Raw genomic sequence first — 13031 nt, forward strand, 5'->3', positions numbered from 1 at the left:
CAGGGTGTCATCTGAGGACAGCGCGCGTGGCGAAACACCACGTCGGCACCACCGCGGCATCCCCGTGCGAAGCCGGACGCTCAGCAGAACCGCCATTCACTTGATCCACCCCCACATCGGCCGACTTATTCAACTAGGTTTACTGTGTAGAGCGTCAGACAGACAGGGGACGACGATGGACCTCAAATGGTCGGCGGCCGATACGGCGTTTCGTGACGAGGTGCGCAGCTTCCTCGACGAGAAGTTGACCCCGGAGCTGCGCCGCGCCGGTCGCCTCATGACCAGCGTGTACGCCGACCACGACGCGAGCATGCAGTGGCAACAGATCCTGCACGAACGCGGATGGGCCGCACCGGCCTGGCCGGTCGAGTACGGCGGCTGCGACTGGAGCCTGACCCAGCACTACATCTTCAGCCGGGAGTCCACGCTCGCGGGCGCGCCGTCGCTGTCGCCGATGGGCATCCGGATGGTGGCCCACGCCCTGATCAAGTTCGGGACGGACGCCCAGAAGGACTTCTTTCTGCCCCGCATCCTCACCGGTGAGGTGTTCTTCTGCCAGGGCTATTCCGAACCGGAGGCGGGCTCCGATCTGGCGGCGCTGTCGATGGCGGCGGTCGACGACGGCGACGACCTGGTCTGCACCGGCAGCAAGATCTGGACGACGCACGCCCGCGAAGCGAACTGGATGTTCGCGCTGGTGCGGACGTCGAGAACGCAGAAGAAGCAGCAGGGCATCACGTTCGTGCTCATCGACATGGCCACCCCGGGCATCGAGATCCGCCCCCTGGTGATGACGTCCGGCGAGGAAGTGCAGAACCAGGTCTTCTTCGACGCGGTGCGGGTGCCCAAGGCCAACGTACTCGGCGAGATCGACGACGGGTGGACCGTCGCCAAGTACCTTTTGGAATTCGAGCGTGGCGGCGGTGCGTCCTCACCGGCACTGCAGGTGATGGCCGACGAGATCGCCACCGTGGCGGCCGGCGAGCCCGGCCCGGCCGGCGGCCGACTGATCGACGACCCGGCCTTCACCCGCAAGCTGGCCGATGCGCGGATACGCACCGAGGTGCTCGAAATCCTCGAGTACCGCGTGCTCGCGGCGGTCGCGCAGGGCAAGAATCCAGGCGCGGCCTCGTCGATGCTCAAGGTGCTGGCGACCGAGTTGAGCCAGGCGATCACCGAGCTCGCCATGGAGGCCGCGGGCCCTCGCGGCCGGGTATACCAGCCACATGCCACCTGCCCCGGCGGGCCGATCGCCGAGTTCGAGCCGCCGTCGGACGGTTATCTGAGCGGCGAGCCCTGGCAGGCCGTCGCGCCGTTGCGTTACTTCAACGATCGGGCCGGCTCGATCTACGCCGGCAGCAACGAGATTCAGCGCAACATTCTGGCCAAGTCCGCTCTCGGACTGTGATGGGGGCATGAGGTGGACTTCAACCTGAGCAAGGAACAGGAACTGCTGCGCGACGGCTTGAGCAAGTTCCTCGCGAGCCGATACGACCTCGAGAGCAGCCGCGCGGCGGCCAAGTCGGGTGCCGGTTGGCAGCCCGAGATCTGGGCCGGCTTCGCCAACGAGCTCGGCATCCTCGGCGCGGCGTTGCCCGAGGACGTCGGCGGAATCGGGGGCGGCCCGGTCGAGGTGATGGTCATCGCCGAAGCCCTCGGGCATGCGTTGGTGGTCGAGCCGTACGTCGACACGGCGGTGGTGGCCGGCGGTCTGCTGCATCGCACCGGCGGTGAGCCGGCCTCGACGCTGCTGAAGCGGATCGTCGACGGAACGGCCATCGTTGCGCTCGCGGCGACCGAGGAGGCCTCCGGGCACAACTGGTCAGAGGTGGCAACCAGCGCGGAACGGGACGGCGACGAGTGGGTGCTGCGGGGCTCGAAGATCGTCGCCGCCAGTGCGCCCCTGGCCACCCACCTGTTGATCACCGCGCGCACCGCCAACGGAATCTCGCTGTTCGCAGTGGATCTCGAATCGGCAGGGAATGCGCTCGAGGCTCACCATTACCGGACGATCGACGATCGCCGGGCGTCCGACCTCACCTTCGACGGCCTGCGGCTTCCGGGCAACGCGCTGCTCGGCGCGGAAGGACAGGCGTGGCCGTCGCTGGAGCAGGCACGTGACGAGGGCGCTGCCGCGGTGTGCTCAGAAGCGGTCGGATGTATGCGGAAAGTGTTGGCCGACACCGTCGAATACGCCAAGCAACGTCAGCAGTTCGGCCAGCCGATCGGCCGCTTCCAGGCACTGCAGCATCGCATGGTCGACATGTTCATGGAGCTCGAGCAGGCTGTGTCGGCCACTTACCTGGCCGTGCTCAACCTCGAGGCCGAGCCCGATATGCGGGCACGTGCGGTGTCGGCGGCCAAGGCCACCGTCGGCCGGGCGGCACGGTTCATCGGGCAGCAGTCCGTTCAGCTGCACGGCGGGATGGGCATGACCGAGGAACTCGCGATCGGCCACTACTTCAAACGGCTCACCGCGCTTCAGTACGAGTTCGGCACCACCGACTATCACGTCACGCGTTACGCGCAACTGACCCGCTCATAGGCCTCGCGGGGATTGATCCGGCTAGGCGCGCGCTACGCGTTCAGCCATGCGCCGCGAGACGGGGACCAAAGTCCCTGTTGGCTGGGTGGTTCGCGACGTAACGTCGAATCAGTACCGCCGGGTCGCGAAGGAGGCCACCATGACTGACGGTCCGACCGGAATTCTCGTTGGTGTCGACGGCTCGCCCGACTCGGAAGCCGCGATCCGATGGGCCACCCACGAAGCCCTGATGCGCGACCAGCCGATCAGGCTGTTACATGCGATCGCCCCGGTCGTGGTGACGTGGCCCGTGGCGTATCTGGAAGCGAGTTACGTCGATTCGATGGAAGCGAACGGCCGCGACGTTCTCGACCAGGCGCAGAAGGTCGTGCAAGCGGCTGCCGGTGACAATGCGCCGTTTATCGAAACGCAGGTGGTGCATGCCGCGGCGCCACCGGCACTTGTCGACGCCTCGCGCGACGCATACATGACCGTGTCGGGCAGCCGGGGCCTCGGCGCCATCGGTCGGGCCTTGCTCGGATCGGTCAGCAGTGGTCTCTTGCATCACGGACATGGCCCGGTGGCGATCCTCGGTGACTCAACCGCCCGGACCGGCGACGCCACGTCTCCCGTGTTGCTCGGGGTCGACGGATCGCCGGCCTCGGAGGAAGCCACTGCGCTGGCCTTCGACGAGGCATCAAGGCGCGGTGTCGGGCTCGTCGCCCTGCACGCTTGGAGCGATGCCGGCTTCCCCACCATCGGAAGCGACTGGGATCGCTACGAGGGCGAAGGCCACCGCATCCTCGCCGAACGCCTTGCGGGTTGGCAGGAACGGTATCCGGATGTGCAGGTACAGCGACGGATTGTCAGCGATGACCCCGCGCGCCGGCTCGTCGAGTCGTCGGAGCAGGCGCAACTCGTCGTCATCGGCAGCCGCGGCCGCGGCGGATTCGCGAGCCTCGTGCTCGGCTCCGTCGCAGCCAAGGTGGCGCAGTCCGCCAACGCGCCGGTGATCGTGGTCCGGCCGCGGTGACGCTCTGGTTCACGGCCTCGCGTCAAACCTTGACCTGGAGTTCGACGTAGGCGGTGACGACGTCGGTCAATGCCCGTAACTCCCGGCCGACGTCGACTGGTTCCTCGACCGCCATCTTGGCCACCATCGCACCCATCAACGTGGTCCAGATGAGATTGCCCACCGCGTCGGCGTGCCTCTTGTCGAGCCCCTCGCCGACGAAGCGGCCGAGCCGGGTCAGCGTGGAGAACAGCTCGGCCAGATGACGCTGGTCCACATCGGCGCGACCGGTCCGGGTCGCGATCAGGATCTCCAGCGCCGCAATCGATGTCGGGCTCAGGAATGCCTCGGCGACGGCGTTGATCACCAGTTCGGTGCGCGCACGCCCGGAGTGCTCGCCGAGTTTTGTTTGGACGTCGTGCAGACAAGTCGTCAGTTGGCCGAAACCCTCGTCGACGACGGCCATCAACAAGCCGTCGCGATCACCGAAGTGGTACTGGATCACGCCCCACGTCACGCCTGCGCGTTCGGTGATGTGCTTGGCGCTCGCCGCGCCGAAGCCCTCTTCGAGGATGCAGCGGACTGTCTCGTCGATGACCATCGCGCGGGTTCGATCCGCGCGTACCTGCTTTCCGTTCGCCGGGCGGCGAGGCGCGACGTTGGCGCCCTGGGGCATGCGCTATCTCTTGAATCGTCCGGCGAACCCGCGCAGCGGCAGGTCGGCGCTGGTGATCAGCCCCGGCGGTGCTGCGACCACCGACCGGATCGCGTGCAGCGCAGGCATCCCCGTGACCGTCATGCCGATGGAGGCGAAGGCCTCGGGGTTGGACAGGTCCACACCGGGCTTCGGGAAGATCATGTGCTTGTTGTACACGCACGGATCGCCCTTGATCTGGGTGATGTAGCAACCCTTGATGTCCCAGTGCGGATCGGTGTGCGGTGTCATCTGCCATTCGAGATGGGTCTCCACCCTCGGCACCCCGTCGACCATGCCCTGATACTTGATGTAGTTGCCGCCCAGCGACCCCTTCGGCAGCTGGTACCAGCCGAGGTCGACATCCTTTGTGCAGGCTCCCAATTCGTAGCTGAACTTGACCTCGTCGAGGCGTAGGTCGAAGCAGTCGGCCATCATCAGCACGCTGTCGGCGAAGACGCGGGTGTACTTCTCCAGCTTCGCCGGGATCTCGGGGTCGTCCACGGGTTGGCCGTAGCCGACCTCGATCCAGGTGTCCTTCGAATGGTGACACGACACGTCGACCGACTCGATGGTCGTGACGTTCTCGATCTCGGCCACGTCGGCCGAACACACCACGCCGAGAATCTGGTTCAGCCCGGGGTTCATGCCGGTGCCGTAGAACGTCGAACCGCCTCTGCGGCAGGCCTCGTCGAGTAGCTGGGACACGGGCTTGCCCGACGGATGCGGATGATTGGTGTCGCGGTGCCAACCGGTGATCCAGTCCGCCGTCGTGACGATGTTGATTCCCGCCTCGAGAACCTTGACGTAGAGGTCTTCGTCGGGAAAGACGCCGTGAAAGGTCAGCACATCGGGTTTGGCGGCGACGATTTCCTCGACCGTGCCGGTGGCGGTCACGCCGACCGGGCCGATGCCCACGATCTCGCCGGCGTCACGACCGATTTTCTCGGGCGTGTAGCAGTGCAGCCCGACGAGCTCGAGATCCGGATGCTCGCCGATCCGCTTGATCATCTCGGTCCCGAGATTTCCTGTCGCGACCTGAAAGACACGTGTCGGGCGTGCGGTCGGTACGGTCATTCGGCTCGGCCTTTCTCGGACTTCATTGTCGGACGGGAGAATTCGAGGGTCGCATCTTTGACGCTCCTCGCGAGCGCAGCGGCGTTACCACCGCGGCCGTCAGGATAGAACTGGGCCGCCCACTTGCGCAGCGCGGTGAAACCCTCGTACTCGGCGGTCGCGAGCGCGGGCGGGTCGGAGTAACGCTGGTGCGACCAGATGTGCACGTCCTGGTTGAACTGGCGGATGACTTCGGCACCGAAGTCGGCGGCCTTCGCCTCGGCCCGTTGATCGTCGCGGCCGGGGGTACGGCCGATGTACACCATGAAGCGGACGTCGGACGTGCGGTCGTCGACGGGCGTGATCGCCGAGATCGTGCGGTTGTCCACCATGCCCCAACTTTTCGTCACCGCGATGCCGAGCCCACCGTTGATCGCTTCCACGCCGCTTCTCACGTCCTCGATCGACTGGGTTTCGTCACCTTCGAACGTGATCGTGAAGTCGACATACGACCAGGAGCCGGTGAAATCGTGGCGGGTGAACACCGGGATGATCGGCGTCTTGTGCACGAACTTGAAGTGCGCGAAATCGACGCCGTTTTCGAGCACGTACTGCGGATGCAGTTCGAGTCGCTCACGGTGCAGCGTCATCGGAGGGTAGTAGTCCGCGGCACTGCTGCCGTCGTCGAAACCGGCGAAGACGTCCGGTGCGTCGAAGTAGGGCTCGCGACCGTCGACGTCGTGCCAGATGTAGATGGAGTCGTTGCGTTCGGCGACCGGATAGCTGCGGATGCGACGGCCGCGGTTCGGCCGGTCCTGATACGGGATGCAGACGTTGCGGCCGTCCTTGTTCCACTGCCAGCCGTGGAACGGGCATTCGATGACCTCGCCCTCCACGTGTCCGCCGTAACCCAGGTGGGCGCCGAGGTGTTCGCAGTACGCGTCCATGACGACCGCTTCACCGGATGCCGTTCGCCAGCCGACCATCTCGCGGTCGAAATAGGTCATCCGCCGGACGTCGCCGGGCTTGATATCGGCCGACCACGCCACTTGGAACCATCCGGTCGGCTTCATCGACAGGGGAGGCTTGGCCATCGAGGTCCTCTCCGGCTGCGTTGGCGGTCGGGTGCGATCGGGACAAATCATAGAGCACTCAATGTAAAAATTGCCAGGGCGATTTCTCCGCGCGTCTGCGCGACCCCAGAATGGCTTCGTGGCCAACCGAATCCAGGCGCTTCTCGGCGTCGAGTTTCCCGTCGTGCAGGCGCCGATGACCTACATCGCACGCGCTGAGCTCGCTGCGGCGGTCTCGGAGGCCGGCGGCCTCGGCATGATCGAGACGCTGACCGACGGAGGGCGCGCGGATCTGCTCAAGGTGCGCGACCTCACCGACAAGCCCGTGGCCGCCAACCTGATGATCCAGGGCTGGAAGGCCGACCCGTCGATCGTCGACACGCTCGCCGCGGCCGAGGTGAGCCACGTCTTCACGTCGGCGGGCGATCCGGCCTTGTTCACCGAACGCCTGCATGACGCCGGGATGACGGTCGTGCATGTCGTCGGATCGCTCAAGGGCGCTCGGAAAGCCGCCGATGCCGGCGTCGACGCATTGGTGGTCGAGGGTGTCGAAGGCGGCGGATTCAAATCGCTGCTCGGCGCATCGAGCATGGTGCTGCTTCCATTGGTCGCCGAGAACGTCGACCTGCCGATCATCGCGGCCGGCGGGATGTGCGACGCTCGGTCGGCGGCGGCCGCGCTGGTGCTCGGCGCCGAGGGCGTCCAGATGGGGACGCGGATGCTGGCCAGTGTCGAATCCGCCGTGCACGCGAACTTCAAGGATGCGATCGTCACGGCCGACGACGCGGGCACCGTGCTGCTCGACCTCCCGGGCAATCCGACGATGCGGGTGTTACGCACCGGGCTGGCCGCGCGAGTCGCGGCCAACGACGCGAACGCCCGACTGTTGGGCAAGATCACCGAGTTGTACTTCGCCGGCGACATGGACGCAAGCGTGGCCAACACCGGTCAGGTCTCATCGCGAATACGCGACCTGTTGCCGGTCGCGGAGATAGTGCGGCGCACGTGGACCGAGATCGAGGCCGCGTTGGCGGCTGCGGGCTCGCGGGCCTAGGCGACGGGTTCGAGCGCGCGCGCCGACCGCGACGCGTCCGGACACACGGCACGCCTGGTTCGCGGCCCCCGGGCGCGCTGGCGCAGAGCGACAAGTGACCCCGAGCGGACGACACCGAGCGGACCGGGCCCGGCGAAGCGCGCGATACCCGAGGCGCGCAGCGCCAGACCTGCTTTGGCTTGCCGGTAGCCCACGCGTACGCCCGCCGCGGCGATGACGAGCAAGGCGCCGACGCCCGGCAGCGCCACTGCCGCCAGCGCCGTCAGCGACGCCGGAACGAGGACCGCTTCGATGACGTGCTCGAAGATCGACTGCGCACCCGACGGGGCGCCGGTCGTCAGCGGCACAGTTCCCGAAACCGACAGCGGTTCGCTGAGACCGGTGGCGGCCACCGTCCCCAGCGCCGGGTGCGGGGCCATGGTGCCGAACAGTGAGGTGCTCTGTGCGGGAGCCACCGCTTGCGGTACCTGCCCCGGACGCGGGCCGAACAGCGGCGCGTCGGCCGGGGTCTGCGTGCGGATCGGGTTGAGCGCGCCGCTGTTTCCGATCAGCGGTCGATCCGGAAGATTGGACGAGGGAATCCCCAGCATGGCCACAAAATCACTGGGCACCCGGGTGATCGCACCGGCCACCGTCGTCAGCATCTCCTGCATGGATGCGATGGCATCCGTGATCGGCGTCTTCGACGTCTGTAGCGCGCTGAGCGTTCCGGGCACCGAGTTCAGCACGTCGGCAAACGTGTTGACCATATTCGTGACCGGCCCCAACTGCCGGGAAAGGGGCGCCGACTGTTTAACCGTCGGGGCCGGAGGTTGCGTCGCCATCGGGGCCACCGGGGGATCCGCGGCCGGTGTCGTCGCCGCGGCGGGAACCGATGACGAGTCATCGGCCGAGGCGTCCGCGGCCACTGTCGGCACCGGAGCCTCGGTACTGGGCGCCGTCTCAGTGATCTCCTCCACGTCGACGGACGTGGTGGGCTCCGGATCGGTCGAGAGTGGCTCGAGGTCTTCGTCGGACTCGGTGCCTTCTTGCGCATCGTCGACGCCGGCGGACGTAGTGGTCTGATCCTCAGAAGATTGGCTCTGACGTGTCGTGGAAAGCCGCGTGGTGGAGTTTGTGCTCGAGTTTTTGTTGCTCAGCGTTCCGCCCGGATCGGACTTCGACTCGGCGCTTGCCGCGCTTGCCGTGCTCGCCGTGCTCGCGGCGCTCGCAGCGCTTGCCGCGCTTCCGGTGGACGCGCCGGTGCTCTGGTTGCTGCCGGCCGAGCCCTGGCTGGACCCCGCGCCACCGCCGCCCGCGCCGTCACCGGAATCGGAGTCCGCAGCGGCGATCGCGCCGCCGACGCTGAAAAACAGTCCGGCAGCGAGCACGCAGACACCCGCCGTAATGCGCAAAGGTGACGTAGGAATGGTCGCCTCCGTCCAAAAAGAACCCTCGTCTACGGAGGGTCTTGAAGGAGATTGTCGCATAAAAGCGGCTCAGCAATACAGAGATGACGCTGAGCTCTGGAACGGCTCGGTGATCGAGTTTGCCCGTTGCGCGAACCGCACGGAACTGTCTTCGTTCTAAGCGGACAGTACAAACAGCCCGACCGCTGTCGCGCGCTGTCAGACTGTCGACGAATCGATGACGCCCTGTCGTCGTCGCTGTGTCAGGTCCAGGCATTCAGCAGCCCGGTTATGCGGGCCGCATATTCACGTGAAGATGAAGGAGCCGAGCATGCCAGATCACGACTACGAAGAGATGAAGCGGGAAGCCGAACAGCACATCCGGTTCGAGAAGGACCGAAAGAACCGGATCGCCTACATCACCTTCAATCGCCCCGAGGCTCAGAACTCGACCACGATGGGCATGCGCCAGCTCTACGCCGACATGATCCACAAATGCAATGTCGACGACGATGTCAAGGTCGTCGTGATTCGCGGCGAAGGCGACGATTTCGGCAGCGGCGGTGACCTCCCCGAGCAACGCGACATGTTGGAGAACCCCGGCATGCCCCTGCTGCACGAACTCGCGATCAACGATGACGATGTCAAGTACCCGCCCGGCGGCTCCTACCGATACCTGTCGACGGTGACCGACTTCTACGCCAAGGCACGCGCGGGCAACCGGCCGCTACAGGAACTCCGCAAGATCAGCATCATCGAGGCGAAGGGGTACTGCTACGGCTGGCACTTCTATCAGGCGGGCGACGCTGACCTGGTGATCTCCTCCGACGACGCGCTGTTCGGCCATCCGGCGTTCCGCTACGTCGGCTGGGGACCACGGCTGTGGTGGTGGGCCGAGACGATGGGCTTGCGCAAGTTCTCCGAGATGCTGTTCACGGGCCGGCCGTTCAGCGCGCAGGAAATGTATGACTGCGGCTTTCTCAACAGTGTCGTGCCCAGGGACAGGCTCGAAACCGAGACCGAGAAGTACGCGCTGGCCTGCTCGAAGTCCCGTCCGACCGACACCGTCGCGGTGCAGAAGACCTTCCTGGAGCTCTACAAGCAGCACAAAGGCGAGTACTTCGGCAGCCTGCTGACCGGCATGGTCGAGGGGATGTTGCCGCTCATCCAAAACGATCAGCAAAACGACGTCGACCTCACCGAGGGCACCTTCGAGAAGGGGCTCAACAATGTGGTCAAGGACAACGACTTGAACTACCCACCGGACTGGCGGCTGAGCCGGTCGGGACGCAACAAGCCCTGAACACGGCTATCGGTCGTCCCGGCCGTCGAGTGTCGGGTTGCGGCACGGTCCTGTCGCTCGAAGCGTCAGACAACCCAACACTCGCCACTTGTTCAGGGCGCCGCGGGGCGTGACGATGATGCGATGCCCGGCGCCCGTGTCCTCGTCCTGGGTTCGGGCTTCGCGGGCCTGTGGGCGGCGCTGGCAGCGGCGCGGCGACTCGACGAACTCGAAGCCACCGGGATCGACGTCACCGTCGTCAGCCCGCAGCCGTATCACGACATCCGGGTACGCAACTACGAGGCCGACCTGAGCGAGTGCCGGCTCCCGCTGTCCGAATTGTTGGATCCCGTGGGAGTCGGACACCTCACGGCCGAGGTGGTCGGAATTGATGCATCGACCGCGACGGTGAGCACCGCCGACGGTGCGGTCCTGGGTTATGACCGCCTGGTGTTGGCGACCGGCAGCCGCGTCGTCAAGCCCGACATTCCGGGGTTGGCCCGGTTCGGGTTCGACGTCGACACCTACGACGCGGCGGTGCGGCTGCAGAGCCACATCCGCGGTCTCCGATCGGACGATGCGACGGCGGCGACCGCTGTCGTCGTCGGCGCCGGCCTCACCGGCATCGAAACCGCCAGCGAGTTGCCCGCGATGCTGACCTCTGCCCTCGACTCCGGGGTGAGACCGCGGGTCGTCCTCGTCGATCACAACCCGCGCGTCGGGTCGGATATGGGTGACTCGGCCCGGCCGGTGATCGAGAAAGCGTTGGCGGACAACGGGGTTGAAGCGCTAACCGGAGTTCGCGTCTCGGGGGTCGGACCGCGAAGCGTCACGCTGTCGACGGGTGATGTGGTCGATGCGGCCACGGTGGTCTGGTGCGCCGGGATGCGGGCCAACCCGCTGACCGGACAATTGGGCGTGGCGTGTGACCGGTTGGGGCGGCTGCCGGTAGACGACCATCTGCGGGTCGAGGGCGTCGCCGGAGTGTTCGCTGCAGGCGACGTCGCCGCAGCGCGAATGGACGACGAGCACATGTCGGTGATGTCGTGCCAGCACGGCAGGCCGATGGGTCGCTATGCGGGGTACAACGTAATCAGCGACCTGTTGGGCGAACCGATGCTGGCGCTTCGAATTCCGTGGTATGTCACGGTTCTCGATCTTGGGCCGGCGGGTGCGGTGTACACGGAGGGCTGGGACCGCCGGGTGGTCAGCACCGGCGCGGCCGCGAAGGCGACCAAGCGAATCATCAACGGCGAGCGCATCTATCCACCGCTGACCGGTGACCGTGACGCGCTGCTTGCTGCGGCGGCGCCGGAGTTGCAGTCCGCGCCGGCCTACGAGCAGTGACTACTTGCCGGTGCGCTCGCGGTGCTTGCAGCCTGGCCAACAGCACGGGCGGCGCTTGCCTTCTTCGAGTTCTTCCTGGGTGCGACGGATGCGCCGCTCCCGTGTCTTGTCCTGCTTGGCATCCTCGACCCAGCAGATGAACTCGTTGCGCGCAAGCGGCGTGATGTCGTTCCAGGCGGCGAGCGCGGTGTCGTTGGCGAGCAATGCCTTACGCAGATCCGCCGGCAGATCGTGCACCACGCCACCGGAAACTCGCGAGCTACCCATGGGGGCAGGATAGTCCGCGGGTGGCTGACTGGCGGCGTGCGGTAGTGTGCCTGCGTCCGGCACGGTTGCATCCTTCGCGCCTCTGCTGGCTTTTGCCGCTATGCCGAAGTGATCACGCCGGTTTCATCGTGTGCGCGCGGCGGGAAGATCGCTCGGCCAGTGATAGCGCTGCGGTAATCGTTGACCCGGCCGGGGATGGTGCTGAGCACCGCGACCGTTCGCCCATCCTTTCCGTACGCCGCGACGAACTCCCTGCCGGTGAGACTTCCCTCGATGATCTCTACGGTGTCGTATCCCAGGGGCACGCCGAGCAATTGAAGTTTCACATCGTATTGGTCGGACCAGAAATACGGCACTGCGTCATACTCCTCGGCGGCATCGGGCCCTGCCAACAGATTGTGTGCCGCCGTGACGCCCTGGCGGGAGGCTTGGTCCCAGTGCTCGATTCGTAGATGCTGCTGATAGAGCGGATGCCACCAGCGTGCGACATCGCCCGCGGCGACGACGCGGGTCGCGCCTTCTGCGGCGCCGGTCGCATCGCACACCACTCCCTTGTCCACCCTGACCCCAGCGCCTTGTAGCCAACCGGTGGCGGGCTCGACGCCGAGCCCTATGACAACCAAGTCAGCCTTCACTTTTGAACCGTCGCTGAGCTCGACGGCCGTGACATGTCCGTTGCCGACGAAGCCGTCGACTTTGACCTCGACTCGCACGTCTACGCCGTGCTGGCGGTGCAAGTCGGTCCAGCAGGTTCCCATCTCCTGCCCCAACGCGGAGTGCAGCAAAGCGCTGGCTCGGGAAAGTAACGTCACCTTATGGCCCATCGAGCGTATGCTCGCGGCGACTTCGGTGCCGATGAACCCGCCGCCGACCACCACGACCCGAGAGCGTTTGACGAGCTTGGTTCGGATGGCCAAGCAGTCCTCGACTGTGCGGAGCGGCAGCACGCCGCCGGGCACCCGGCCGCCGGGCCACTGCCGCACGTCGGCACCGCTCGCGATGACGAGACCGTCGAAATTCAGAGTTTTGACGTGGTCGCCGTCGCGGACCTCGACGGTGCGCGTTGCCATGTCCAGCCCGACTGCGCTGGCCCCTCGCAGCACCCGCGCGTTGAATTCGTTCTGCGGTGCCATGTCGATGCCCGCCCGGTGCACTTCGCCAGTGAGCAGCTTTTTCGACAAGGCCGGTCGGTGGTAGGGGGCGTGCCGTTCGGCGCCGACCATCGTCAGCTCACCGTCGAACCCCTCTGTCCGCAACGTTTGCGCCGCCATCTGGCCGGTCACTCCGCCCCCAACGACCACCACCTGCCTGAGCGGACCATTCGAGGACACGGG

13 protein-coding genes are annotated in these 13031 nt (G+C 66.2%); 7 read left to right on the plus strand and 6 right to left on the minus strand.

Features of this window, described 5'->3' with window-relative positions; all coding sequences use genetic code 11:
- Positions 1 to 175 precede the first annotated feature (175 nt).
- The 3 genes from AU188_RS03455 (at position 176) to AU188_RS03465 (ending at position 3557) form a co-directional block, all read left to right on the plus strand.
- Positions 176 to 1408: an acyl-CoA dehydrogenase family protein gene (locus AU188_RS03455; RefSeq protein WP_059162334.1), complete on the plus strand. Its 1233-nt coding sequence runs from the start codon at positions 176 to 178 to the stop codon at positions 1406 to 1408.
- A gap of 12 nt (positions 1409 to 1420) precedes the next feature.
- Entirely contained in the window at positions 1421 to 2545 is a 1125-nt protein-coding gene (locus AU188_RS03460) for an acyl-CoA dehydrogenase family protein (protein ID WP_059162335.1), read from the plus strand.
- 139 nt (positions 2546 to 2684) lie between these two features.
- Positions 2685 to 3557: a universal stress protein gene (locus AU188_RS03465; RefSeq protein ID WP_059162465.1), complete on the plus strand. Its 873-nt coding sequence runs from the start codon at positions 2685 to 2687 to the stop codon at positions 3555 to 3557.
- Positions 3558 to 3579: 22 nt separating this feature from the next.
- Here AU188_RS03465 and AU188_RS03470 read toward each other — a convergent pair whose 3' ends face one another.
- The 3 genes from AU188_RS03470 to AU188_RS03480 are packed head-to-tail and all read right to left on the minus strand — an operon-like array spanning position 3580 to position 6380.
- Positions 3580 to 4212 carry a TetR/AcrR family transcriptional regulator gene (locus AU188_RS03470; protein WP_059162336.1) on the minus strand — a complete coding sequence of 211 codons (633 nt, stop codon included), beginning with the start codon at positions 4210 to 4212 and terminating at the stop codon, positions 3580 to 3582.
- A gap of 3 nt (positions 4213 to 4215) precedes the next feature.
- A complete protein-coding gene (locus AU188_RS03475; protein ID WP_059162337.1) occupies positions 4216 to 5307 on the minus strand; it encodes an NAD(P)H-dependent amine dehydrogenase family protein in 1092 nt (363 codons plus the stop codon).
- Positions 5304 to 6380: a Rieske 2Fe-2S domain-containing protein gene (locus tag AU188_RS03480; RefSeq protein ID WP_059162338.1), complete on the minus strand. Its 1077-nt coding sequence runs from the start codon at positions 6378 to 6380 to the stop codon at positions 5304 to 5306. The genes AU188_RS03475 and AU188_RS03480 overlap by 4 nt, the downstream gene beginning before the upstream one ends.
- A gap of 118 nt (positions 6381 to 6498) precedes the next feature.
- On the opposite strand from AU188_RS03480, the gene AU188_RS03485 reads away from it, so the two are divergent.
- Positions 6499 to 7413 (plus strand): NAD(P)H-dependent flavin oxidoreductase, encoded by a 915-nt coding sequence (locus tag AU188_RS03485; RefSeq protein WP_059162339.1) that lies wholly within the window; start codon positions 6499 to 6501, stop codon positions 7411 to 7413.
- Here the strand turns inward: AU188_RS03485 and AU188_RS03490 are convergent.
- Complete coding sequence (locus AU188_RS03490) at positions 7410 to 8330, minus strand: hypothetical protein (protein WP_172799385.1); 921 nt, start codon at positions 8328 to 8330, stop codon at positions 7410 to 7412. The genes AU188_RS03485 and AU188_RS03490 overlap by 4 nt on opposite strands.
- 175 nt (positions 8331 to 8505) lie before the next feature.
- Between AU188_RS03490 and AU188_RS25200 the strand changes: the two genes are divergently transcribed.
- The 3 genes from AU188_RS25200 (at position 8506) to AU188_RS03500 (ending at position 11430) form a co-directional block, all read left to right on the plus strand.
- On the plus strand, positions 8506 to 8982 hold the full coding sequence (locus AU188_RS25200) for a hypothetical protein (protein WP_156426564.1): 477 nt from the start codon (positions 8506 to 8508) through the stop codon (positions 8980 to 8982).
- A gap of 150 nt (positions 8983 to 9132) precedes the next feature.
- Positions 9133 to 10104, plus strand: coding sequence for an enoyl-CoA hydratase/isomerase family protein (locus tag AU188_RS03495; protein WP_059162466.1), 972 nt, complete (start codon positions 9133 to 9135; stop codon positions 10102 to 10104).
- A gap of 123 nt (positions 10105 to 10227) precedes the next feature.
- A complete protein-coding gene (locus tag AU188_RS03500; RefSeq protein WP_059162341.1) occupies positions 10228 to 11430 on the plus strand; it encodes an NAD(P)/FAD-dependent oxidoreductase in 1203 nt (400 codons plus the stop codon).
- On the opposite strand, the gene AU188_RS03505 is transcribed toward AU188_RS03500, so the two are convergent.
- A complete protein-coding gene (locus tag AU188_RS03505; protein ID WP_059162342.1) occupies positions 11431 to 11697 on the minus strand; it encodes a YdeI/OmpD-associated family protein in 267 nt (88 codons plus the stop codon).
- Between the two features lie 98 nt (positions 11698 to 11795).
- Positions 11796 to 13028 carry an NAD(P)/FAD-dependent oxidoreductase gene (locus AU188_RS03510; protein WP_082686467.1) on the minus strand — a complete coding sequence of 411 codons (1233 nt, stop codon included), beginning with the start codon at positions 13026 to 13028 and terminating at the stop codon, positions 11796 to 11798.
- Positions 13029 to 13031: the final 3 nt, after the last annotated feature.

It is taken from the genome of Mycobacterium sp. IS-3022, from assembly GCF_001500065.1.
In the GTDB taxonomy this organism is placed as follows: Bacteria; Actinomycetota; Actinomycetes; order Mycobacteriales; family Mycobacteriaceae; genus Mycobacterium.

Excerpts from the sequence above, each read along its gene's own strand:
- AU188_RS03475 (WP_059162337.1), bottom strand. The coding sequence starts at position 5,307 with ATGACCGTACCGACCGCACGCCCGACACGTGTCTTTCAGGTCGCGACA.
- AU188_RS03465 (WP_059162465.1), top strand. The coding sequence starts at position 2,685 with ATGACTGACGGTCCGACCGGAATTCTCGTTGGTGTCGACGGCTCGCCC.
- AU188_RS03505 (WP_059162342.1), bottom strand. The coding sequence starts at position 11,697 with ATGGGTAGCTCGCGAGTTTCCGGTGGCGTGGTGCACGATCTGCCGGCG.
- AU188_RS03470 (WP_059162336.1), bottom strand. The coding sequence starts at position 4,212 with ATGCCCCAGGGCGCCAACGTCGCGCCTCGCCGCCCGGCGAACGGAAAG.
- AU188_RS03500 (WP_059162341.1), top strand. The coding sequence starts at position 10,228 with ATGCCCGGCGCCCGTGTCCTCGTCCTGGGTTCGGGCTTCGCGGGCCTG.
- AU188_RS03455 (WP_059162334.1), top strand. The coding sequence starts at position 176 with ATGGACCTCAAATGGTCGGCGGCCGATACGGCGTTTCGTGACGAGGTG.
- AU188_RS03480 (WP_059162338.1), bottom strand. The coding sequence starts at position 6,380 with ATGGCCAAGCCTCCCCTGTCGATGAAGCCGACCGGATGGTTCCAAGTG.
- AU188_RS03495 (WP_059162466.1), top strand. The coding sequence starts at position 9,133 with ATGCCAGATCACGACTACGAAGAGATGAAGCGGGAAGCCGAACAGCAC.